This is a genomic window from Pseudomonas fluorescens (genome assembly GCF_001902145.1).
Taxonomy (GTDB): domain Bacteria; phylum Pseudomonadota; class Gammaproteobacteria; order Pseudomonadales; family Pseudomonadaceae; genus Aquipseudomonas; species Aquipseudomonas fluorescens_BV.
Genome location: NZ_MRST01000018.1, coordinates 191,627 through 213,759, shown reverse-complemented (window position 1 = coordinate 213,759; position 22,133 = coordinate 191,627). Strand labels below are relative to the sequence as shown.

17 protein-coding genes are annotated in these 22,133 nt (G+C 59.5%); 7 read left to right on the top strand and 10 right to left on the bottom strand.

Going from position 1 to position 22,133, the window contains the following annotated elements:
- Nucleotides 1–66: 66 nt before the first annotated feature.
- Together BUE92_RS05955 and BUE92_RS05945 are read right to left on the bottom strand one after the other, a co-directional pair.
- Nucleotides 67–1,653: an ABC-F family ATPase gene (locus tag BUE92_RS05955; RefSeq protein ID WP_003191057.1), complete on the bottom strand. Its 1,587-nt coding sequence runs from the start codon at nucleotides 1,651–1,653 to the stop codon at nucleotides 67–69.
- Nucleotides 1,654–2,101: 448 nt separating this feature from the next.
- Nucleotides 2,102–2,488: a TIGR03067 domain-containing protein gene (locus BUE92_RS05945; protein ID WP_073522497.1), complete on the bottom strand. Its 387-nt coding sequence runs from the start codon at nucleotides 2,486–2,488 to the stop codon at nucleotides 2,102–2,104.
- A 340-nt stretch (nucleotides 2,489–2,828) separates the two neighbouring features.
- On the opposite strand from BUE92_RS05945, the gene BUE92_RS05940 reads away from it, so the two are divergent.
- Both BUE92_RS05940 and lpxO read left to right on the top strand, forming a co-directional pair.
- The gene (locus BUE92_RS05940; protein ID WP_073522495.1) at nucleotides 2,829–4,154 is read left to right on the top strand and encodes a Wzz/FepE/Etk N-terminal domain-containing protein; all 1,326 of its coding nucleotides are present in this window, start codon (nucleotides 2,829–2,831) and stop codon (nucleotides 4,152–4,154) included.
- A 264-nt stretch (nucleotides 4,155–4,418) separates the two neighbouring features.
- Entirely contained in the window at nucleotides 4,419–5,318 is a 900-nt protein-coding gene (gene lpxO / locus BUE92_RS05935; protein WP_073522494.1) for a lipid A hydroxylase LpxO, read from the top strand.
- Nucleotides 5,319–5,336: 18 nt separating this feature from the next.
- Here the strand turns inward: lpxO and ligD are convergent, their stop codons facing one another.
- Nucleotides 5,337–7,844 (bottom strand): DNA ligase D, encoded by a 2,508-nt coding sequence (ligD, locus tag BUE92_RS05930; protein ID WP_073522492.1) that lies wholly within the window; start codon nucleotides 7,842–7,844, stop codon nucleotides 5,337–5,339.
- A 24-nt stretch (nucleotides 7,845–7,868) separates the two neighbouring features.
- Entirely contained in the window at nucleotides 7,869–8,708 is an 840-nt protein-coding gene (gene ku / locus BUE92_RS05925; RefSeq protein ID WP_073522491.1) for a non-homologous end joining protein Ku, read from the bottom strand.
- A gap of 185 nt (nucleotides 8,709–8,893) precedes the next feature.
- Here ku and BUE92_RS05920 point away from each other — a divergent pair, with 185 nt between their 5' ends.
- Together BUE92_RS05920 and BUE92_RS05915 are read left to right on the top strand one after the other, a co-directional pair.
- Nucleotides 8,894–9,202, top strand: a complete 309-nt coding sequence (locus BUE92_RS05920) for a hypothetical protein (RefSeq protein ID WP_014718365.1) — start codon at nucleotides 8,894–8,896, stop codon at nucleotides 9,200–9,202.
- 12 nt (nucleotides 9,203–9,214) lie between these two features.
- Complete coding sequence (locus BUE92_RS05915; RefSeq protein ID WP_073522490.1) at nucleotides 9,215–10,372, top strand: PQQ-dependent sugar dehydrogenase; 1,158 nt, start codon at nucleotides 9,215–9,217, stop codon at nucleotides 10,370–10,372.
- Nucleotides 10,373–10,548: 176 nt separating this feature from the next.
- Here the strand turns inward: BUE92_RS05915 and BUE92_RS05910 are convergent, their stop codons facing one another.
- Both BUE92_RS05910 and BUE92_RS05905 read right to left on the bottom strand, forming a co-directional pair.
- Nucleotides 10,549–11,028, bottom strand: a complete 480-nt coding sequence (locus BUE92_RS05910; protein WP_073522489.1) for a nuclear transport factor 2 family protein — start codon at nucleotides 11,026–11,028, stop codon at nucleotides 10,549–10,551.
- A 53-nt stretch (nucleotides 11,029–11,081) separates the two neighbouring features.
- Nucleotides 11,082–11,645: a TetR/AcrR family transcriptional regulator gene (locus tag BUE92_RS05905; protein WP_073522488.1), complete on the bottom strand. Its 564-nt coding sequence runs from the start codon at nucleotides 11,643–11,645 to the stop codon at nucleotides 11,082–11,084.
- Nucleotides 11,646–11,769: 124 nt separating this feature from the next.
- On the opposite strand from BUE92_RS05905, the gene pssA reads away from it, so the two are divergent.
- Both pssA and BUE92_RS05895 read left to right on the top strand, forming a co-directional pair.
- Nucleotides 11,770–13,113: a CDP-diacylglycerol--serine O-phosphatidyltransferase gene (gene pssA / locus BUE92_RS05900; protein WP_073522487.1), complete on the top strand. Its 1,344-nt coding sequence runs from the start codon at nucleotides 11,770–11,772 to the stop codon at nucleotides 13,111–13,113.
- A gap of 120 nt (nucleotides 13,114–13,233) precedes the next feature.
- On the top strand, nucleotides 13,234–16,665 hold the full coding sequence (locus BUE92_RS05895; protein ID WP_143169951.1) for a hypothetical protein: 3,432 nt from the start codon (nucleotides 13,234–13,236) through the stop codon (nucleotides 16,663–16,665).
- A 59-nt stretch (nucleotides 16,666–16,724) separates the two neighbouring features.
- Here BUE92_RS05895 and efeO (BUE92_RS05890) read toward each other — a convergent pair whose 3' ends face one another.
- The 4 genes from efeO (BUE92_RS05890) to efeU are packed head-to-tail and all read right to left on the bottom strand — an operon-like array spanning nucleotide 16,725 to nucleotide 20,943.
- Nucleotides 16,725–17,540 (bottom strand): iron uptake system protein EfeO, encoded by an 816-nt coding sequence (gene efeO / locus BUE92_RS05890; RefSeq protein ID WP_073522485.1) that lies wholly within the window; start codon nucleotides 17,538–17,540, stop codon nucleotides 16,725–16,727.
- 25 nt (nucleotides 17,541–17,565) lie between these two features.
- Nucleotides 17,566–18,870 (bottom strand): iron uptake transporter deferrochelatase/peroxidase subunit, encoded by a 1,305-nt coding sequence (efeB, locus tag BUE92_RS05885; RefSeq protein WP_073522534.1) that lies wholly within the window; start codon nucleotides 18,868–18,870, stop codon nucleotides 17,566–17,568.
- Nucleotides 18,871–18,884: 14 nt separating this feature from the next.
- Nucleotides 18,885–20,087, bottom strand: coding sequence for an iron uptake system protein EfeO (gene efeO, locus BUE92_RS05880; RefSeq protein WP_073522484.1), 1,203 nt, complete (start codon nucleotides 20,085–20,087; stop codon nucleotides 18,885–18,887).
- A gap of 10 nt (nucleotides 20,088–20,097) precedes the next feature.
- Nucleotides 20,098–20,943, bottom strand: a complete 846-nt coding sequence (efeU, locus tag BUE92_RS05875) for an iron uptake transporter permease EfeU (protein WP_073522483.1) — start codon at nucleotides 20,941–20,943, stop codon at nucleotides 20,098–20,100.
- Between the two features lie 168 nt (nucleotides 20,944–21,111).
- On the opposite strand from efeU, the gene BUE92_RS05870 reads away from it, so the two are divergent.
- On the top strand, nucleotides 21,112–22,125 hold the full coding sequence (locus tag BUE92_RS05870; RefSeq protein ID WP_073522482.1) for an AraC family transcriptional regulator: 1,014 nt from the start codon (nucleotides 21,112–21,114) through the stop codon (nucleotides 22,123–22,125).
- Nucleotides 22,126–22,133 lie beyond the last annotated feature (8 nt).

Below are 22,133 nucleotides of genomic sequence, written 5' to 3'. Positions count from 1 at the left end.
TGTGCATGCAAAAAGCCCCGTCACAGGGACAGGGCTTTTTTTGCAGCTTGCAGCTCAGTGCTGTTCTTAGAACACTACACCCTGGCTGCGCAGGTAGTCGTCATAGGTACCGCTGAAGTCGATCACGCCGCTAGGGCTCAACTCGATAATGCGGGTGGCCAGGGACGATACGAACTCACGGTCGTGGCTGACGAAGATCAGCGTGCCCGGGTAGTTCTCCAGCGCCAGGTTCAGCGCTTCGATGGATTCCATGTCCAAGTGGTTGGTCGGTTCGTCCATGATCAGCACGTTCGGCTTTTGCAGGATCAGCTTGCCGAACAGCATGCGACCTTGTTCACCACCGGAGATCACTTTGACCGACTTCTGGATTTCGTCGTTGGAGAACAACATGCGGCCCAGGGTGCCACGAATCATTTGCTCGCCTTGGGTCCACTGGCCCATCCAGTCGAACAGGCTCACGTCGTCTTCGAAGTCGTGGGCGTGGTCCTGGGCGTAGTAGCCCAGTTCGGCGGCGTCGGTCCACTTGATGCTGCCGGCATCCGGGGTCAGTTCGTTGACCAGGGTGCGCAGCAGGGTGGTCTTGCCGATACCGTTCGGGCCAATGATCGCCACGCGCTCGCCAGCTTCAACCTGGAAGCTGAAGTCCTTGAACAGCGGCTTGCCGTCAAAACCCTTGGCCATCTTTTCGACCATGACCGCCTGGCGGTGCAGCTTTTTGTTCTGCTCGAAACGGATGAACGGGCTCACACGGCTCGACGGCTTGACCTCGGCCAGTTGGATCTTGTCGATCGCCTTGGCACGGGATGTGGCCTGCTTGGCTTTCGAGGCGTTGGCCGAGAAGCGGCTGACGAAGGATTGCAGTTCGGATATCTGCGCTTTCTTCTTGGCGTTGTCCGACAGCAATTGCTCGCGGGACTGGGTCGCCACGGTCATGTACTCGTCATAGTTGCCCGGGAACAGGCGCAGCTCGCCGTAGTCCAGGTCAGCCATGTGCGTGCACACGCTGTTCAGGAAGTGACGGTCGTGAGAGATGATGATCATCAGGCTGGAGCGCTGGGTCAGGATGTTCTCCAGCCAGCGGATGGTGTTGATGTCCAAGTGGTTGGTCGGTTCGTCGAGCAACAGCACTTCCGGGTCGGAGAACAGCGCCTGGGCCAGCAATACGCGCAGCTTCCAGCCTGGGGATACTTCGCTCATCGGGCCGAAATGCTGTTCCAGGGGAATACCCAGGCCCAGCAGCAGCTCGCCGGCGCGGGACTCGGCGGTGTAGCCGTCCATCTCGGCGAACTCGGTTTCCAGCTCGGCCACGGCCATGCCGTCTTCTTCACTCATTTCCGGCAGCGAGTAGATGCGGTCGCGCTCGGCCTTGACCTTCCACAGCTCTTCGTGGCCCATGATCACGGTGTCGAGTACGGTGAATTCTTCGTAGGCGAACTGGTCCTGGCGCAGTTTACCCAGGCGCACATTCGGCTCCAGCATGACCTGGCCGCCGGACGGATCGAGGTCACCACCGAGGATTTTCATGAAGGTCGACTTGCCGCAACCGTTGGCACCGATCAGACCATAGCGGTTGCCGGCGCCGAACTTGACCGAGACGTTCTCGAAGAGCGGCTTGGCGCCGAACTGCATGGTGATGTTAGCTGTGGAGATCAATTACTTTACCTATCAATGGGTTGCGAGCGTGACGGCAGGTGCCTTCAGGCATGCGTCAACAGCGACATCAAGGCGCGAAACCCGGTCGCTGAGCACAAAATCTGGGATGTGTGTTGGAATTTGGCGCGCATTGTCGCATATGTCAGGCGACAGTTGTATGGCGAGCGAAGGATGGTAACGGCTGCAACCGCCGCCAACGTCAAAAAAAAGGCCCGCGAGGAGAGGGCGGGCCAAGTGATTCACTGGAGTAGGTAGGCTTCACCCTATAGGTGGAAAAGTGAAGACCTTGTGAAAATGCCGTGATCAAATCGGATAGCCACGTTTAATGCCTGTCCGGGTAGGAGCGAGCTTGCTCGCGAAGAACGTCAACGATCACGCGTGTTGCCTGAATGAATGCAGCGCCTGTGAGTTTTTCGCGAGCAAGCTCGCTCCTACAAAAGAAGGGCATTTATGACCGCCGCACGAAGGTGCGCATGGTTTGCCCCGGGCCAGTGCTGAATACAGTGGGCCTGGGCATGCCCTCATCTGCTGCGATAAATACAAAATCATCGCCGTCGAGCCTGTAACTGGCGGGGAGTTGCTTGCCTGCATCTTCGCCGATGGCGTCCGTCCAGGTGATGCTTTTGGGCGTAGTACTGGCGTCCAGCTCGAACCGACCCGCCAGCAATATTTCGCCACTGACCGTGATCACGTCGAATCTGTCCCCCACAATTGTCGTCATCGCTCCTGGCGCGCTGTGGGCATCCACAGGGTTCAGCACGCCATTGTCTTCAAGGGCTGTTTGCTCCCAAGTGCCTTGCAGTGCACGAAAGTCCGAGGCTGAAAGCGGTGACATGCAAACTCCCTATTGCTGTTCAAAAAAATGTTCAATTGTATTGAGACTGACACTGTCCCACATGTAGGCGAAATTTTTTTCTTTATAAGACAGGTATTTGACAGCTTTTTCATGTTGTATTGACTACGCTTGCAACCAGATCAGTCTGACATGGCTATGTGATTTGGCTTACTCACCGAAATGAAACCGAAATAATCCCTAAGTCTGTGGGATATTTCAGAGGACTGAGTGGTCACATCGCCATCGGTCTGCCGTATCCAGGGCGCTGTCCCTGATTTTTGAAGTCATCCAGACTTCTGAGAATGATGGCCTTTTAGTATTATTTTAAGGTGTTCTTATTTTGAATCGTACTTCCCCGCTTCCGCCTTCCGCAGCGTCTGATGAAATTGATTTATTTGAATTGTTTCACGCCATCTGGCGACAAAAAAAGCTGGTGGTGGGGTGTACGCTTCTGGCCGGGGTATTAGGCGCAGGTTATGCCTTCCTGGCACCCAAGACCTATGAAGTCAGCAGTGTGTTACGGCCTGCGGCTATCAACGAGCTGGACGCCTTGAACCGTTCGGAAGTGTATAAGTTGCCGCCTGCCGATGCGCTGCTCAAAGTGGGCGCGCAGTTGGACTCTTATGATGCGCGCCTGGGGTTCTTCAAGGATCATGAGGAGTTGTTCAAGGCGTTCAAGAAACCGGGGCAAACCCTTGAGCAGAGCTTTGAGGCGTTCAACCGCAATTCCGTCAACCTGATTCTGCCCGACCCCAAGAAATCCGATTCGTTGAGCAGTTATATTCGTCTGGAGCTGCAATACCCCACCGACGTCGATGGTGTCGCGATCCTCAACGGTTTTGTGGACTACGCCATTGCCGCCGAGCGTCAGCAAGTGGGTGCAGACCTCAAGGTGATCGTCAATAACCGCCTGAGCGAGCTCAAGGGCAAGATCGACGCCGCCCGCGCCAACTACGATACCGATAAAGAATCGAAAATCGCCAAGCTGCTGGAAGCTGACCGGCTCAAGCGTGCCCAACTGCAGGATGAACTCAGCGCCCTGCGCCTGCAGATGAAGATGGAACGCACCAACCGCCTCGCCGAGTTGGCCGAAGCCATCAGCATTGCCAAGTCCATGGGCATTCGTACACCGACAACGCCGTCCTCTATGGCCGACTCCACCCGCACGGGTTCGAGCCAGGTCATGCGGACCGAGGTGAACAACCAGAAGATCCCGCTGTATTTCATGGGGACCGAGGCGCTGGAAGCAGAGCGCGCTGCATTGCAGCAGCGTACCAGCGACGATTTCACCAACCCGCGCATTGCCGAGATCGGCAAAGACCTGCAACTGCTGGAAAGCAACCGCGAAGTCGAGGTGCTGCGCAAGCGCGGCAATGAAGACATCTTTTTGCAGGACGTCGAGCCGCTTCGCGCTGAAGTCGCCAGGTTGCGTGGTTTGAACATCGACATGAGCAACCTCAAGCTGGTAACGATTGACCGCCGCGCCCAGGAGCCTCTGTCGCCGATCAAACCTAAGAAGCCGCTGGTTATCGCGTTGAGCCTCGTTGGCGGCCTGTTGCTGGGCCTGATGATTGCGCTGATCCGCTACTTCGTTCGCAGCCGCACTCAGGTCGTACCCTATTCGGCATTAGGGGATCGCCGCGAGGGTAAAGACACACCGCTGTAACCCTTCAAACGCCCTCAAACAGGCAGGCTCAAGGGCCTGCCTGCTCCTACCCCCAGCACACTCAGTAGACAGCTTTTCACAATTCTTAGTTAACCTTTGGTTACAAAGTGTGGCTAAATAACTGCCAATGGTCACACGCAGGCGGTTATCCCGCCGGCCGTGTCACCTGTATGTGAATTGTGATTTCAGGTGCTGCTTATTCATCCTCGGCCGTTGTGGGCCCGCAGGAGCAGCCTGTTCTCTCCCTGACGTGTGACGAATCCCTTGAAACTCATCATTGTTGCTCTCTACGTTGCTTCCATTGCGTATGTACACCTGCGTGGTCGGGTGCGGCACAAGCTGGGTCGCCAGCTTAGCGATCACTCGACGTTCCTGGCGCCGATCAACTGTTTCCTGTACCTGTTCTCCAAGCAGCCCAGCCGTCCCTACCTCTCGCCCAGCGACTTTCCGGACCTGAGCCCATTGCAGGAGCACTGGGAAGAGATCCGCGAAGAAGGCCAGAATCTGATGCGGGCGGGTGAGATCAAGCGCTCGGAGCAATACAACGACGTAGGTTTCAACTCGTTTTTCAAGACCGGCTGGAAGCGTTTCTACCTCAAGTGGTACGGCGACAGTCACCCTTCGGCGATGAAGCTGTGCCCACGCACCACCGAGCTGGTGCAAAGCATCGGCTCGATCAAGGCCGCGATGTTCGCCGAACTGCCACCGGGCTCCAAGCTGGTGCGTCACCGCGACCCGTATGCGGGCTCGTACCGCTATCACCTGGGGCTGGATACGCCTAACGATCCAGGCTGCTACATCAATGTGGACGGCGAAAGTTATTACTGGCGCGACGGCGAGCCGGTGATGTTCGACGAGACCTACATTCACTACGCGCAAAACACCACCCAACAGAACCGCATCATTCTGTTCTGTGATATCGAACGGCCGATGAAGTACCGCTGGGCGGCGGCGTTCAACCGTTGGTTCAGCCGCAATGTGATGGCGGCCGCAGGTTCGCCCAACGATGAGGGCGACAAGACCGGCGGCCTCAACCGTGCCTTCACCCGGCTGTACAAGATTCGCCTGCGTGGCAAGGAGCTCAAAAAGCGCAATCGCACACGCTACTACCTGGAAAAGTGGGCGATCTTTGCCGGTCTGGCGCTGATCTTCATTCTTATCTGACCTGGCTCAGGGCGCGGATCACCCAGGGGGTTGCGCGCCCAACTTGTCCCACATCTTTTTGCTGATCTTCTGCCGATTGGCATACCCCGCCCACGGGTCGTCCTTCAACGCCTGCAACCGCTGGTGCAGGTTTGCCACTGTCCACTGTTGGGCGCCGCGCAACCCTTTCAATTCCTCTCGACTCACCGGCACCGACACTGGCAGGCCCGGGCGTGCCCGCACTGAATACGCCGCGACGGTACTGGCGCCGCGGGCGTTACGCAGGTAATCGATAAAGATCTTGCCCACGCGGTTCTTGGGGCCACTGGTGGCGGTAAAGCGTTCAGGCAGTTGGCGGGTCATGAATCGGGCAATGGCTTTGGCGAATGCCTTGACGGTGTCCCAGTTATCGCGCCGGGCCAATGGCACGATCAAGTGCAGACCCTTGCCGCCGCTGGTTTTGACGAAAGCTTGCAAGCCCAGCTCATCAAGTACCGACAGGGTCAGTTGGGCCGCTTCCAGCATGGCTTTCCAGGGCAAGGCCGGGTCAGGGTCGAGATCGAGAACGAACAGGTCGGGCGTTTCAATCTTGTCGGCGGTAGCGCCCCAGGTGTGAAACTCGACCGTGCCCATTTGCACGGCACCGACCAGTGCGTCCACGCTGTCTATTTCCATCAGGCGCGCATGGCCTGGGTCCAGCGCCTGGTCCAGTTGCTTGATGTGTGGGATTGCCATGCGCTCTGAGTGTTTCTGGAAGAACTGCTCACCTTCGATCCCTTCTGGCGCCCGCAGCAGTGACACGGCACGTGTGCGCAGAAAGGGCAGGATCCATTCGCTGATATCGGTGTAGAACTGCGCCAGTTGCTGTTTTTGCGTGCCGCTGTGCTTGTCGATAATGCGATCGGGGTGAGTGATTTTCACGTTCTTCACCGTTGCCTGCGCTTTACCGGCTTTCGATGCCTCGGGTGCCTTGACCGACTTGGCCGCGCGCGGCTGTTCATGAACGATCTGCGAGGCTGGCTTGTCGGTGCGCAGGCTCACAAACGCGGCCTGGCGCACCACGCCTTCACGGGTCCATTCGGCAAATTGCACTTCGCCTACCAGACTCGGCTCAACCCAATGCACGCCACGGGCCTGGGCATTGGTCAATGGCTTTTGCAGTGGCGAGTCCTTGCGCTCGAGCGGGGTGAGCTTGGCATAGATAGTTTTCAGCGCCGCCTGATCAAAGCCCGTGCCCACGCGCCCGGCATATACCAGGCCGGTGTCATCGTTGACCGCCAACAGCAGCGCCCCAAAGCCGCTGCGCGAACCTTGTGGGCGGGTGTAGCCGACAATCACGAACTCTTGGCGCAGGCGGCATTTGAGCTTGATCCAGTCGGCACTGCGTCGCGACACATAGGGGCTGCCGGCACGCTTGCCGATCACGCCTTCCAGCGCCAGGTCACAGGCGCTTTCGAAAATATCGCGCTGGCTGGCGGCAAAGGCTTCGGAGAAGCGCAGCAGTTTGCTTCGGCTGGCGGACAGTGCGGATTTAAGCGCAGCCCGGCGCTCTTCGACCGGGTCTTCGCGTTGGTCGCGGCCATTCAAAAAGGGTGCGTCGAACAGGTAATAGACGATGTCCAGGCTGCGGCCGATATCGAATGCGTTTTGCAGCGCCTGGAAATCTGGCAGCCCGTCGCCATTGAGGCTGACCACTTCGCCATCCAGCCAACTGTCCTTGAGCTTGAGGGCTTGCAAGGCTTTGCACTGACGCGGCAGGCGTTCGGTCCAGTCGTGGCCGTTGCGGGTGAACAGGCGCACTTCACCATCGCGAATGCGCGCCATGATGCGGTAGCCGTCGAACTTGATCTCGTAGCGCCAATCACCTTCGGGCGCCCGGTCGACCAAGGTTGCCAATTGGGGGACGAACTCGTCAGGCAGGGTAGCGTTGCGCTTGGGCGCTTTGGCTTTTGGCGCGGCCTTGGCCTTGGCTTTTGGCTTGCCCACGACCGCATCACTGAGCACGCTGGCGGGCTCGGCCTCGACAATATCGAACTCAGAGGCCGGGCGCGCCTGCTGATCGTTTTCCTTGATCAACAGCCATTGTTCCTTGTCGCCGCTGCCCTTGAGCCGGGTACGTACCAAGGCCCAGTCTCCGGAGAGTTTTTCACCGACCAGAGTGAATTTCAGTTTGCCCGCCGCGTAGGCCTTGCGCGGGTCATCGTGGGGCTGCCAGATGCCTCGGTCCCACACGATCACATCCCCCGCACCGTATTGGCCAGCGGGAATGCTGCCCTCGAAACTGCCATAGCTCAGTGGGTGGTCTTCAACATGCACCGCCAGGCGTTTCTGGCTCGGGTCCAGGCTCGGGCCCTTGGGCACCGCCCAGCTCAGCAGCACGCCATCGAGTTCCAGGCGAAAGTCGTAGTGCAGGTTGCGCGCATCATGCTTTTGAATCACAAAGCTTAGGGCCGAAGCGTTACGTTTGCTGGCGGGGGAACTGCCGGCGGGTTCGGCGGTGATCTTGAAATCGCGCTTGCGGTTGTACTCGCTCAGGGGCTTTGCCATGTCGTTCTCCCTTCAATGGCAGGCTCAAGAGGCCTTGTTATTGGACTTTTTCGCGGCGCTCTTTTTCGCCGCAGGTTTACCCGCCAGGCTGCGTTTGAGCAGTTCGGTCAGGTCGATGACATCCGCGGATTTTCGCTCTTCGCCGCCTTCGACCGTTTCCACATCTTCGATCTTGCCGGCCTTGGCTTTCTTCGCCACCAGCGCCCTGATCTTGTCCTGGAAGCTGTCACGGTATTCATCGGGCTGCCAATCGGCGCTCATGTCTTCCACCAGGCGCTTGGCCATGTCCAATTCACCTTTGGCCAGGGTCGGCTTTGTCACATCGCTGCCCAGTTCCAACTCATCCAGGCTGCGCACTTCGGCGGGCCAGCGCAGCATGACCAGCACCAGGGCCGACTCCAGCGGCATCAACGCGGCCAGGTGTTGCTTGGTGTGCAGCACCACATTGGCCAGGGCGACCTTGCCGGTTTTTTTCAGCGCTTCGCGCAGCAGTGCATAGACCTTGCCGCCGCGTTTATCCGGGGCGAGGAAGTAGGGGGTGTCGATGTTTTGCAGGGGTATCTGGTCGCTGGCGACGAAGGCGATGATTTCGATGGTCTGGGTGGACTTGGGGTGGGCCGAGCGAATTTCGTCTTCGCTGAGCACCACGTAGCGGCCTTTTTCAAAGGCCACGCCCTTGACGATATTGTCCTTGGTGACCTCCTTGCCGGTGGTTTTGTTGATGCGCTTGTAGCCCACCGGGTCCATGCTGCGCTTGTCCAGCCAGTCAAAGTCGACGCCTTGTGAAGAGGTCGCCGAGACCAGCGATACCGGGATGTGAACCAAGCCGAAACTGATGGCGCCTTTCCAGATTGCCCGAGGCATAGGTGTGATTCCTTAACAATGAGCCTGTGTGCTGGTGACTCGCAGCGCAGGGCAAAAGTTTCGGCGGATAGATGCTCGGACAGATCGTGTTACACCTGATGAGAAACTATTTAGTGTCACAACGCGAACCCACGGCGTAGCGTGTTATCGAAAGCACGTAGTACTTGGCATAGAGAGGTTTGGCCATGAACCGTTGTGTACGTCATCTTGCAGCACTGGCGCTGGGCCTGGCCCTTGCGCCATTGGCCCAGGCGCAAAACTTGCCAGGGCGTAGCGACCACGGCCCTATTCACCGGGCCAACCCCAATAGCATGCAGGGTACCCAGCCCAATGCACCGGCAGTTCGCAGTATCCAGCCTGTCCCGGCAAACCCGCGGCCGACGCTGGAAAACGGCGGCATCGGCAACCGCTACCCCAAGCAGGAGGCGGCCCCCAGCCGACCGGCCACCGCACCCAAAGCGCCCACCTATGATGCCAACGGCAATCGCCGCTAAGGATTTCGCCTTATGTTTGTACGTAAAACCCTGTTAGCCGTCCTGTGCGCCAGCGCGTTACTGCCGTTGAGCGCGGTGTATGCCGCCGATAGCCAACAGTTCCCCAGCGAGCAAGGCAGCATCACCGCCACGCCGGTTGCCAGGGGCCTGGACCATCCGTGGGCGCTGGCGTTTTTGCCGGACCAGCAAGGTTTCCTGGTGACCGAACTGCCTGGAAACCTGCGGTTTGTCAGCCCGGACGGCAAGCTGTCTGCGCCCTTGAAGGGCGTGCCGCAGGTATGGGCCAAAGGGCAGGGTGGGTTGCTGGATGTGGTGCTGTCGCCAGACTTCAAGCAGGACCGCCTGGTGTACCTGTCGTACGCCGAAGGCGGTGGCGAGGGTGGCAAGGCCGGCACAGCCGTAGGGCGTGGGCGTTTGACGGCCGACTTGAGCGGCTTGGAGGACTTCAAGGTGATACTGCGCCAGGAACCCAAGCTGTCTACCGGCAACCACTTCGGCTCGCGCCTGGCCTTCGACCGTGATGGCTACCTGTTCGTGACCCTGGGGGAGAACAACGACCGCCCCACGGCCCAGGACCTGGACAAGCTGCAAGGTAAAGTGGTGCGCATCTACCCGGATGGTCGCGTGCCGGACGACAACCCTTTTGTCGGTCAACCCGGCGTGCGCCCGGAAATCTGGTCCTACGGGCACCGTAACCCCCAAGGGCTGGCCCTGAACCCCTGGAGCGGCACGATCTGGGAACATGAACACGGGCCCCGTGGCGGTGACGAAGTCAATATCATCGAGCGCGGCAAGAATTACGGCTGGCCGTTGGCAACCCATGGCATCAACTATTCCCTGCTGCCGATTCCCGAAGCCAAGGGCAAAACGGCAGAGGGCACAGTGGCGCCCCATCATGTGTGGGAGAAGTCGCCGGGCGTCAGTGGCATGGCGTTCTATGACGGCGACCGGTTCAAGCCATGGCAGCACAACCTGTTTGTCGGTGCGCTGGTGAGTCAGGAGCTGATTCGGCTTCAGTTCGAGGGGGATAAGGTGATCCACGAGGAACGCTTGTTGGGCGAATTGAAAGCACGGATTCGCGATGTGCGGCAGGGGCCGGATGGCTTTCTCTATGTGCTGACCGATGAGGATGACGGCGTGTTGTACCGGGTTGGGCTGAATCAGGACTAAACGTGTGGGAGGGGGATGACAGCAGACGCAGATCTAATTGATGCGCCGCGATCCAAATGTGGGAGCTGGCTTGCCTGCGATGGCGGTGGTTCAGTTAAAGATTCAGCGACTGACACTCCGCTTTCGCAGGCAAGCCAGCTCCCACATTGGATCTCACTGTACCTGCAGAATCGGGGTTATAGCCCCAGCTCAGACAGTCCCGGATGCTCATCCGGGCGCCGCCCCAGCGGCCAATGGAACTTGCGTTCACTTTCCTTGATTGGCATATCGTTGATGCAGGCAAAGCGGTTGGCCATCAAGCCGTTCTCATCGAACTCCCAGTTCTCATTGCCGTACGAGCGAAACCAGTTACCCGAATCATCGTGCCATTCATAGGCGTAGCGCACGGCGATGCGGTTATCAGTAAAGGCCCACAATTCCTTGATCAGTCGATAATCCAGCTCCTTGGCCCATTTGCGGCTCAGGAACTGCTTGGCTTCTTCGCGGTTATGGGCAAATTCGGCGCGGTTACGCCAGTTCGTATCCAGGGTGTAGGCCAGAGACACGCGTTGTGGGTCGCGGGAGTTCCAGCCGTCTTCGGCCAGGCGGACTTTTTCGATGGCAGACGTGCGGGTAAACGGTGGCAGGGGCGGGCGGGCTTCTGCTTGGGCTGACATGGATGGCTCCTCAAAGCAATTAAGGTTGGGTCGAAGTTGCCGGGGTGGTAGGTTCAAAGTTGCAGTAAGGTCCGCGCCATGCATTGCGCATTATCGGCAGCTGTTGAATCACCCATGACCAGGGCAACGGTAATGGCGCCGTCGATCAGGATCAGCAGTTGCGCGGCCTGCTGTTCCGGGGCGGGGGTGCCATGTGCTTGGCAAAGTTCAAGTGCGTACTCGAACAGTTTGCCTTTATGGGCCTTGGCCAACAGGCGCACCGGGTCCTGGGCGTCGCCGGTTTCACCGCTGGTGTTGATAAAGGCGCAGCCGCGAAAGTCCGCCGAGCCGAACCAGCGCTTGAGCGCGCTGAACAGCTCCAGCAGGCGCTCGCCGCTGTTGTCGCGGCGTTCCACTTCGCTGCGCAGCCACTGCATCCAGCGCTCGTCACGGCGTTGCAGGGCGGCCACCACCAACTCATCTTTGTTGGCGAAGTAACGGTAGATACTTTTTCTCGACACACCGGCTGTTTTCACCAATAAGTCCATGCCGGTGGCAGCAATGCCATGGCGATAGATCAACTTCTCGGTGACGTCGAGGATGATGTCGCGGGTTTCACTCTGAGTGATATCGTTCATGTTGCGGACAGTAGAACGATCGTTCTTCATGGTCAACCGTTTTTTTGGATTGTCCACTGCGAGACCTGGACAGCCTCATGGTGTAAGCTTTGGGCCTCTTCGGATTCGACCCATTGCGAGCCCTATGCCGTCGTTCTTCAAACGCTCCCTGTTGCCCAAGCTGCGCGGTTTCCCGTTGTCCAACGAGGCCATTGAGGTGCTGCCCAGCGCCGACGCCTACCGTCGCTGCCTGTTGGAGAAAATTGCCCAGGCCACGCGGCGTATCTATATCGTTGCCTTGTACTTGCAGCAGGATGAGGCGGGGCAGGAAATCTACGACGCGCTACACGCCGCCAAGGCCGCACGGCCCGAACTGGACATCGTGGTGATGGTTGATTGGCTGCGCGCCCAGCGCGGGTTGATCGGCGCGGGCAAGCAACCGGGCAACAGCGCCTGGTACCAGGCGATGACCCAGCGCCACGCCACCGAAGTACCGGTGTACGGCGTGCCGGTGCAAACCCGCGAGTTGTTCGGCGTGTTGCACCTCAAAGGTTTCGTGATCGATGACAGCGTGCTGTACAGCGGCGCCAGCCTGAACAATGTGTACCTGCACAAGTTCGATAAATACCGCTTCGACCGTTACCACCTGATCCATAGCCAACCCTTGGCCGATTCGATGCAGCACCTGGTGGAACACGGCCTGGTGGCGTCCAAGGCCGTGCATCGCCTCGACCTGCCGAACCCGCCCACCACTCGCAGCCTGCGCAACGATATCGGCGACTTGCGCAGCCGTCTCAAGCATGCGACCTACGACACCACGGCCGGGCAGTTACCCAACGGCCACCTGTCGGTCAGCCCATTGCTGGGCGTCGGCAAGAACAACCCGTTGAGCCGGGTGATCCTCGAACTGATCGCCAGTGCCCAGCAACAACTGACCATCTGCACGCCGTACTTCAACCTGCCATTGCCGGTCACCCGTGAGATCAATCGCGCCCTGGCACGCGGTGTGAAGATCGACATCGTAGTGGGCGACAAGACCGCCAACGACTTCTACATTCCGCCCACCGAACCTTTCAAGGTGATTGAGGCGTTGCCGTACCTGTACGAGATCAGCCTGCGGCGTTTTGCCAAGCGGCATCAGCCGATGATCAACAGCGGCCAATTGAACCTGCACTTATGGCGCGACGGTGATAACACCTACCATCTCAAGGGCATGTGGGTGGATGAGCGCTACACCTTGCTCACCGGCAACAACCTCAACCCTCGGGCGTTTCGCCTCGACCTGGAAAACGGCTTGTTGATCGACGACCCTCAAGGCCAATGGCTGGAGCCGCGGCGTACCGAGTTGGCCCAGATCTTCCAACACACGACCCGTATCGAGGGCTACCAACAGCTGCAGACGCTGGTGGATTACCCACCGGCGGTGGGCAAGTTCCTGCGCCGGGTCAGTCGAGTGCGCATCGAGCGGTTGCTGTACCGTATTCTGTAGAACTGTTTTCAACGCCTTAGGAGTTTACCTACTCGCATAGCTTGCGCTGGCTGCTACGTTGCTTCTCGACGGTTCTTAGGGACGAGAACTCTGCCCTTGATTGGTTCAGAGGAAACAGACATGTCGAGTATCAGCCCTAGTCGCCACACCCTTGCGTTTACGCCGCCGCTACATTCGGTGAGCCCGGCGGAAAACTCCCTCCCCGAACACGTTGTTCGCAGCAAGCGCGAAGTAGTCTCAAATCCTGCTATTGATAGCCCGCCACGATGGACGCTGCAGCCTGCGCCCTTGGTGTCGAGCGAGGGTGATCACCGCCTGCGTAATGAGCTGGCGACATCAGCAACGCGCCAAGTGTCGGACTCCCTTGTCCAGATCCCCACCGACAGCACTTTCTACGCAGGCTTTGCCGCTTTGCGCAGCGCGTTCAATACCGATGAAGTCAAGGCGTGGCTTATGAACAAGGGCATAGCCCTGGATACCGTGGTGGTAAAGCCGGATTCGATCACCGGGTGGGTCTTCAACGGTCGCGTGGGAACGCGAAAGACCTTCACCCTGAACGACGATTCGGGCTGGTGGCAGGTCGGGGGCCGATTGCACGCCGCTGCCGCGGCGCTGGATAGCGCGGGTAATGGCCTGGTTTATGTGTCGGAACAGTCCGACCGGTTTTCTCGCAATGCTGTCTTGCAGTGGCATGAAATCACCCCGCCAAAGAGCGACGATGAGTTGGCGTTGGTGCGTGGACATCTGTTGGCGGAGGAATGGTCCGGTTGGTCAACCGAGACAAAAAACCGGCTGCAGGGCAGCAGCCTTGCGGCAAGAAAAATCATCGACCGGTTGGACGAGCGTCAATACCTGGCAGGTTGCCTGACTGATCTGGTTCGCAACCGACCCGACGACGAAGAGGTGTCGCTGGCCAATGCGCAGACGCCGATCAGCGCAACTTCAGTGCTTGCCACAAACGGTGCCGACAAGGCCGCCCTGCGCGATGTACTGATTTCCCACGGCTTACCCGTGCCCAAGACCGCGAAGGAAGTGCGCAATGTGATTCGCTGGTTGCAAGCGGCGGTGGCGCCGGCCCCCGCGCTGGGTAATTACGCGCAATTGCTTGCGCGACCATGGGTACCGGGCATGTTGTCTGAAAATGACAAACGCTTGGTAGCGCAATTCATGAGCGACGATGCCATTAGCCGTAGCGAACCGAGTGTTTTGCGCGCCTTGGATTTTCGCGGCGTACTCGATGAGAACACCCCGCAAGAGGTGCGTGCCAACGCCGATAAGATTCTGGAGCGGATCCTCAACCACCCGTCAGCCCTGGACTGGGGCAAGGCCGCTGCTCGCAGTCTGTATTTTCAGGGCGCGTCCGGTACCTATGACTTATCGACCCTCGAAGCCAAGCAGTGGGAACTCACGGCGGCCCTGCTGCAGATTGACCCCGAGATGCCGCGGCGCCCTGGAAACGTTGCCGGTTATGACATCTATCAGCCCGCCAACAGTGGACGGACGATGGCGTCGGTACGCGCTGAAATCGAGACCCAACTGGCTCAGAAAGCCTTGCTCGATCCAAAGACTGTACCGCTGGCCGCGCATCTGTTGTTGGCCAATAGCGCGCCCGAATTTCTGGTGCGGGATATCCCTTCCACGTTGCGCATAGGCTCGGTGGAATGGGCCGACTTTCGCCTGGGCGTCACGCTTGCCGAGCGTCAAGGTGGGGCCGGTTGTTCGCGGGCCATGAGCTACACCGAAATCATGGGGCTTAGCCGGCTGAGCGCCACTACGCCGGACGAAGCGGCGGTGATGGATAATTATGGGATCGACGTGTTATTGGATTGGGGCTTGATGCGCGGGCTCTTTGCCAAGCCGGTGGATGGCCGCTACACACAGCAACATCATCTGCAGGCCATCACGGCTTTCAATGAGGAGTGCGAGCAACTCGTTTATGCGTTGGAACAGTTCAACCTGCCGCTGCCTATACGAGAAGACTCGGCGATCAGGAACTTGCAGACAGTATTTCCAGGCCTGAGCGTGGAGCAGTTGAAAGCCATGCGGGTATACATCGCAGACCCGGATGAGCGCCGCAATATGAAGATATCCGAGCCGAGAACGCGTGCGCTGATCGAGGCGTACATGACCGGCGACCTTACAAAGGACCGTTGGATGCTGCTGGCGCCCGGGGAGCAGCCGCCACAACCGGCTAGGCGCACATCTCCATTTGTCACACCTCGGCTGAGCGAATCCGACCAGGCAGCCGTTGATGCCAACGTACAGGCGTTGAATGCGAGGATCGCCCATTTGCCGGATGTGCAAGCCCAGTTGCCCGGTGAAGTCGATGCCTACCTGGACAAACTCAAGCAGGGTTTGAGCATCACCACACGACGCATGATCGCCCAACTTCCGTTGGCTGATCGACAAGCCTTGGAGTGGGGGGAAGTGGAACTGTTTGCCTTGCGCGAGGCAACCGATAGTGTGACTACGATAGAGGTAACACCGGAGCAGGTGGAGGAGCGCAGAGGGCGTAAGGGCACGCTGATACGCTGCAATTACAACGGGGTAATCAGCTACTTCGAGGTGTTCCCCGACAAGATGCTGATCGTCAAACGCGAAGACCTGCCGCGTAACTTGGCCCAGGGAGGAACTTTTGAAACGGTGCCGAAGACGTATGGGCCTTGGGCGGTGACAAACGTCCCGGTGCAGCACGGTGCGGTGGAACCATTTGATTTCACCGCTTACAGCTCCAATGCCTTGCCCAGGTCGGGTGTGACGTCGCCGGGTGTCATTATTGAGAAGCTGGGTGAGACCCTGCACGCTACGCCGGTCCCTGCGCAGGGCGAGGCATCCACCCAGGTGCCCAACAGTTTTTCGTCGCCCCGCACACAGTCAATTGTCGATCGGATCATGCAGGGCAATTTTATCCATCATCGTGCCAACGTGCTGAAGGTCGCGCAGGGCATGTTGCCGCTGGAACAACAGCGCGAAATATTGCGACGCAACGACAGTATTTTGCTGAGCATGATCCCTTTTGTCGGGGCCGTCATTGACCTGGCCAAAGGCAACATCGTCGAAGGGATGCGCGGGCTGATCATCGACACCGCGGGGGCTTTCGTAGGTGGGGCATTTGGAACCTTGAAACCGCTCGTCAAGTCCACAAAAGCTGTTGCTCCCTTCGGCGTCAAGGCATTTCGCGTGTTGGAAAAGGGGATTACCGTGGTCAGTGGTTTCTTGAACCCACTGGATGGCACGGCAGACCTAATGGTCGCCGGCGGGAAAGGGCTTGTCGCGCTGCCCAAAGCGTTAGGCAGGGCACCGAACCCCTCAACGCTTTTCAAGCTGGGCGTGGTGGAAGAAAAACTGCGCACTTACCTGAGTGTATCAAACCAGTTGAAGGCACCGCACAATGTCCAAGAGCAGGCGGTTAAGCCTGTTATTCACAACGGGCACAATCATTCGGTACCGGTGCACGCAGTACGGACAGATGGACGTTGGTACGCGACCCATCAAAAAACTGGGTTGCCGACCGGCACGCCGCTGGACGGGTTTGAAGCACTGCCCGCATGACGGCCTGAAACACTTCAGGCAGCGCCCTCGCCGTGTCACGTAAGGGGGGGCGCTTTCGATCAGTTGAGTCCCAACTTCCCACGCAGAGTGGACAAATCTTCCGCCAGTGTATTGACCGGGCCCACCAAAGCCTTACGGTCGTTTTCCTTGACTTTGTCGTAGGTCTCGAAGCCGCCATCCTGGGTCTTGTACTTGGCCAGGATCTTGTCCACGGCGGCGAAGTTTTTATCGACCTTGGCCAGGAAGACCTTGTCTTGGTGGTCGATCTGGCCACGGAACAGGTCGACGATTTTCTTCGCACCGTCGATGTTGCCTTGGAAGTCGTACAGGTCGGTATGGCTGTAGCGGTCTTCCTCGCCGGAAATCTTGGTGGCGGCGACTTCTTCAAGCAGCGCTGCGGCGCCGCCGACGACTTTTTCCGGCGGGAAGGTCAGGCCGTCAACCCGGGTTTTCAGGTCCAGTACGTCATGATTGAGTTTATTGGCCAGGGCGGCGAGGCCCTGGGTGGTGTTCTCGGAGAACAGGCTGTACTCGATGCGGTGGAAACCGGTGAAGTCTTCGGCCTTCACGCCTTTCTCGTGATCGTCCACGCGTGAGTCGATGGACGCGTCGAGGTCGCTGAACAGCTCGGCGATCGGCTCGATGGACTCATAGTGTACGCGGGTCGGCGCATAGAGCTTCTTGGCGGTGGCCAGGTCGTCTTGATTGATGGCGTCGGTAAACGCCTGGGTCTGTGTGACCAGTTCACCGATTTCTTCAGTGACGTAGATCTTGTAATCCGACACCGGGCCCACCAGGTCCAACGGCGCAGTAGCGGCGAAGCTTGCCAGTGGCCAAAGGCTGATCAACAACAACGCGATAGACGACTTCTTCATGGGAGACATTCCGCTCTGGTGTGTTTTAGGTTTTGGCAGGGGTGTGAGGGTGCGTTGCGGCGAGCAGCGTGCGTCCGATGAAATCCTTGGGCTCGGTGACCCCCGGCAAGGTGAAGAAATACCCGCCACCCACTGGCTTGAGGTACTCCTCCAGCGGTTCGCCGTTGAGCCGGGTTTGCACGCTGATAAAGCCTTTCTCCAGATCAGCCTGGTAGCAGATGAACAACAAGCCCATGTCCAGTTGACCGTTTTTGTTGACGCCGTTGGAGTAGTTGAACGGCCGCCGCAGGATCAGGTTGGCCTGGGTCTGCGGAGTGCGCGGGTTGGCCAGGCGGATGTGGGCATCGAGCTTGGTCAACTTGCCTTGCGGGTCCTTGCTGTAGTCCGGGACCTGGGTTTCATGCTGGCCGTCCATGGGCGCGCCCGTGGGTTTGACACGGCCGATGATGCTTTCCTGTTCTTGCAGCGGGGTGCGATCCCAGCGCTCGACAAAGTTACGGATGATGCGCACGGCCTGGTAACTGCCATGGGCGGCCCAGGCCGGCTCGTCGCTGGTGGGCTGTACCCAGACGATTTGGTCCATGGCCTTGTCATCGTTGGAGTTGGGGTTGGCCGAGCCATCGCGAAAGCCCAGGAAATTGCGCGCACTCTGCGCCGGTTCGCCGGGCTTGGTCGGTGCCTGGGGCGGCACGCTGCCTTCTTGCTTCCAGCGCACCAGCAGCAGGTCGGGCAGGTTTTTCACAATGTCGCGCAGCGCGTGGATATTGGTGTCTGGCGTGTTGGAGCTGAACTGCAGGCTCAGGTCGCCGTGACACTGCGCCGGTTCCAGTGCATCGTTGGGAAAGCCGACCATGCGACTCAGGCGTTTGGGCTTGGCGGCGGCAAGGCCGAAGCGTTCGTCGAACAACGACTCACCGACCGATACGGTGATGGTCAGGTTATCCGGCGTGACCACAGGGCCAAGGATGCCGGAGTCGGTAGGCGGCAATTTCGGGTCGACCTGGGGCACGCTGCCGCCGGTCATCAGGAATGCGATGCGCTCGTTGAGGGTGCGGAACAGACGTTGCAGGTCTTCGCGGTCGCTGGCCAGTACATCGAACGCCACGACCATGCCGCAGGCCGGGCGCGGGGTGACGATGCCGCTTTGGTGCTTGCCGAAAAACGCCTGGTGGTCCTGGGTCTTGTCACTGCGCGGTGCGGTGGTGACTTGCTCAGCCGCTGCCGCCATCGCTGGGCAGGTCAGGCTGCTGCCGGCAATCGCAGCGCCGGTGGCCGCCATGCCCAACAGGACGCGGCGACGTTGGAGGTCAAACTGTTCTGTATCACTCATGTATGCGGTCGTCTTCACTGCAGGCCGGAAAGGCCAAGGGCGGGGTCGATTCCATCGAGTGCAACGGCCAGAGCCTTGGCCTTGTCGGCGATCTGCTTGCGCTGATCAGCTGTAACCTTGTCGTAGCTGGGGTAGCGGTCATTCACCTTGAGCCCGTCGAGTTCTGTGTCGAGGGCGTTGAGCGCGCTGTCGATAGCGGGCAACAGGTCGGCGGCGGACTTGACTAGCAACGGGCGCATCAGGTGGACCACCTTGCGCGCGACCTGCAGATTGGCGGCAAAGCCGTTCAAGTCGATGTGGCTGTAGCGTTCCTCTTCACCGCTCGCCGCCCGCACGTCCGCCAGGCTGTTGAGGTTGCGGACCACGATGCTCACCAGTTGCTCCGGGGGCAGGGACTGGGCCAGTAACTGTTGTTTGAGCGTGGTGACGTCGGTAACCAGGCGTTGGGCGGCCGGCGCGAGGCCATCAAGGCTGTGTTGCTGGAACAGGCTGTATTCGAGGCGGTGGAAGCCGCTGAAGGCGGGGTCCTGCTCGCGCTGTTCAAAATAATCGGCGCGGGCATTGATCGCGTTATCCAATTCGGCCAGACGCTGGGACGCCGGCGCCAGGCGCTGATACGCCTCGCGGGCCGGTACATACAGCGCCTGGGCCTGGGCCAGGTCGCCGGCAGCGATGGCCTGTTGCAGGGCCGTTACGGCTTTGACCAGAGCACCGCCTTGGCCGCTCAGGTACACGCGAAACTCCGACAACGGGCCGATAAAGGCCACCATCGACGGCTTGGCCTTGGCCTGCGCGTCAGACTCTGCCGTGGGCGTGACATGCAAAATGCCGCGAGGGTTGCTCAGCAGGCCACAGGTAATGGCGTAGTCGCCGGGCAGCAGGTTGGTGTTGATCACCTGGCTCAGGCCAGGGGCGATGTTTTCCCGCTCTTCGACCACCAGCACGCCGTCGAGGATTTCCCACTCCACCGCGCGGTCGGAGCGGTTGATGATGCGAAAGCTGGTATGCCCGGCCGGTACCGTCAGGGCGTTGGGTTCGCAGGCGTGGCCGTGGATGGTCACCGCGATTTCATTGTGGTTGGTCTGGCGCTTGCCGGCGGCCAATTGCGAGGCGTAGTAGAACAGGCCTCCGGCGGTGATCATCACCACCACCGAGCCGGCCACGCCCCAGCGCAGGGCGCGGGACGGCGGGGCCGATTGAGGGGTTGGGTTGGACAAGAGACGGTCCTTACTGGCTGGAAACGGAAGAGGTATTGGCAACGGGCTGGGTAGGGGCCGAGGGCAGGAAGAACATCACCAGGGCCGCCACCAGGTAAATCAGATAGGCACCCAGGGTGCTCACGGTCGGCGCCTCCTGGTAACCGAACATACCGGCCAGTACCGAGCCGAGCGGGCTGTCCATGGGCAACGCGGCGCTGAAGTCGAATAGCACGGTCTGCCAGTGGTTCCACACGCCGGCTTCATGCAGGGCTTGCACCGAATTGGCGAGAATGCCGGCCGCGACCACCAGGATGAACAGGCCGGTCCAGCGGAAAAACGCGCTGAGGTTCAGGCGCATACTGCCGGAATAAATCAGCAAGCCCACGACAATGGCCAGGACCAGGCCGAGCAGGGCGCCCACCGGCGCGCCCGGGCCTTCGCTTTGCTGGAACACGGCCAACAGGAAGAACACCGTCTCCAGCCCTTCGCGGGCCACGGCGAAAAACACCATGGCGATCAAGGCGAACACCTGATGCCTGGAGCCGGCCAGCGCATGATCGAGGGACTCATGCAGCGAGTGTTTAATCGAGCGTGCCACTTTGCGCATCCAGAACACCATGGAACTGAGGATGCCCACGGCCACCAGCCCGACGACACCTTCAAACAATTCCTGCTGCTTTTGCGGGAACTCCGCACTGACCAACTCCAGGCCGCCGCCCACCAGCAGCGCCAGCGCTGCCGCAAGGAAGACGCCGATCCACACCGCAGGCATCCACTGGCCACGCCCGGTCTGTTGCAGGTAACTGGCGATAATGCCAACGATTAATGCCGCTTCAATGCCTTCGCGCAGCATGATTAAAAAAGGAACGAGCATCGGGCACCCGGGCACAACTAGTTAGGGAGCTAAGTTGTAACATAATGATACTCATTGCCAAACAAGAAATATTGACCTTTGCTGAACGTGGGCTGAACGGTGGTGGCGAAGCGCAACCGCCTTTATGATGCAGACCACCCAGACTGCAGCCGGATAGTTCAACGCCCCATGTCGGAAAAAGACACCATCTCCATCCACCTTGTGCGCGAAGCGCTGTTGCACAGTTGCGCGCCGGGAGCGGCCACCGTTGAGGCACTGAGCAAAGTCGGGATTGACCCGGCGTTGCTTGAGCAGCCCGACGCTCGCGTGGCGGCCACGGCCTATGCACGCCTGTGGCGCTTGCTGGCGCGGCGCAGGGACGATGAATTTTTTGGCATGGACCCACGCACACTCAAGTCCGGTAGCCTGGCGTTCCTGTGTCGCGCCTCCATGGCGCAACCCAGCCTGGCGGCCGGCCTGGAAACCGGCTTGGGGTTTCTCTCGTTGATGCTGGAGCATCTGCCGGCCCAACTGGTCCGCCAACAGAGCCTGGCGGAGATCGTCCTGCTCGAACCCGATGAGCCAAAACGCGCGTTTACCTATTTCACCTATTGGATGATCGTCCACGGCGTCGCCTGCTGGCTGGCGGGGCGGCGCATTCCGATCCTCGCCATTGAACTGCGTTGCGCGCAGCCGGACTTCTGTGACGATTACCGGGTGATGTTTTCTGACAACCTGCGCTTTGATCGACCACGCACTCGCATGATCTTTTCAGCCGACTGCCTCGATCTGCCGATCAAACGCAGCCCTGAAGAACTCAAGCGCTTCCTTGCCCATGCGCCGGCCAACATCCTGGTCAAATACCGCGATCCCGAAAGCCTGGCCACCCGCATCAAGCACGATCTGCGCCAGATGCCGCCCGATACCTGGCCTGAAACCGAGGGCCTTGCGGCCAGCTTGTGCATTTCCGCGTCCACACTGCGCCGCCGCCTGGCAGAGGAGGGGCAGACTTATCAGGGCCTCAAGGACGGTGTACGCAAGGAGCTGGCGATTGTGTGGCTGGCTGAACCGCAGATCAGTTTTGCCGAGATTGCGTCGCGGTTGGGGTTTGCCGATACCAGTTCGTTCTACAAGGCATTCCGCAAGTGGTCCGGGTCCAATCCGGGGCACTTGCGCAGCCTGATTCTGCGCGACGCGAGCTGAGTCGGCGG

What these genes read in the sequence shown, in the direction of transcription:
- ligD (WP_073522492.1), bottom strand. Translation starts at nt 7,844, where the DNA reads ATGGCAAAGCCCCTGAGCGAGTACAACCGCAAGCGCGATTTCAAGATC.
- efeO (WP_073522485.1), bottom strand. Translation starts at nt 17,540, where the DNA reads ATGAAGAAGTCGTCTATCGCGTTGTTGTTGATCAGCCTTTGGCCACTG.
- efeB (WP_073522534.1), bottom strand. Translation starts at nt 18,870, where the DNA reads ATGAGTGATACAGAACAGTTTGACCTCCAACGTCGCCGCGTCCTGTTG.
- ku (WP_073522491.1), bottom strand. Translation starts at nt 8,708, where the DNA reads ATGCCTCGGGCAATCTGGAAAGGCGCCATCAGTTTCGGCTTGGTTCAC.
- BUE92_RS05895 (WP_143169951.1), top strand. Translation starts at nt 13,234, where the DNA reads ATGTCGAGTATCAGCCCTAGTCGCCACACCCTTGCGTTTACGCCGCCG.
- pssA (WP_073522487.1), top strand. Translation starts at nt 11,770, where the DNA reads ATGCCGTCGTTCTTCAAACGCTCCCTGTTGCCCAAGCTGCGCGGTTTC.
- BUE92_RS05910 (WP_073522489.1), bottom strand. Translation starts at nt 11,028, where the DNA reads ATGTCAGCCCAAGCAGAAGCCCGCCCGCCCCTGCCACCGTTTACCCGC.
- BUE92_RS05915 (WP_073522490.1), top strand. Translation starts at nt 9,215, where the DNA reads ATGTTTGTACGTAAAACCCTGTTAGCCGTCCTGTGCGCCAGCGCGTTA.
- BUE92_RS05905 (WP_073522488.1), bottom strand. Translation starts at nt 11,645, where the DNA reads ATGAACGATATCACTCAGAGTGAAACCCGCGACATCATCCTCGACGTC.
- BUE92_RS05870 (WP_073522482.1), top strand. Translation starts at nt 21,112, where the DNA reads ATGTCGGAAAAAGACACCATCTCCATCCACCTTGTGCGCGAAGCGCTG.
- BUE92_RS05920 (WP_014718365.1), top strand. Translation starts at nt 8,894, where the DNA reads ATGAACCGTTGTGTACGTCATCTTGCAGCACTGGCGCTGGGCCTGGCC.
- efeU (WP_073522483.1), bottom strand. Translation starts at nt 20,943, where the DNA reads ATGCTCGTTCCTTTTTTAATCATGCTGCGCGAAGGCATTGAAGCGGCA.
- BUE92_RS05945 (WP_073522497.1), bottom strand. Translation starts at nt 2,488, where the DNA reads ATGTCACCGCTTTCAGCCTCGGACTTTCGTGCACTGCAAGGCACTTGG.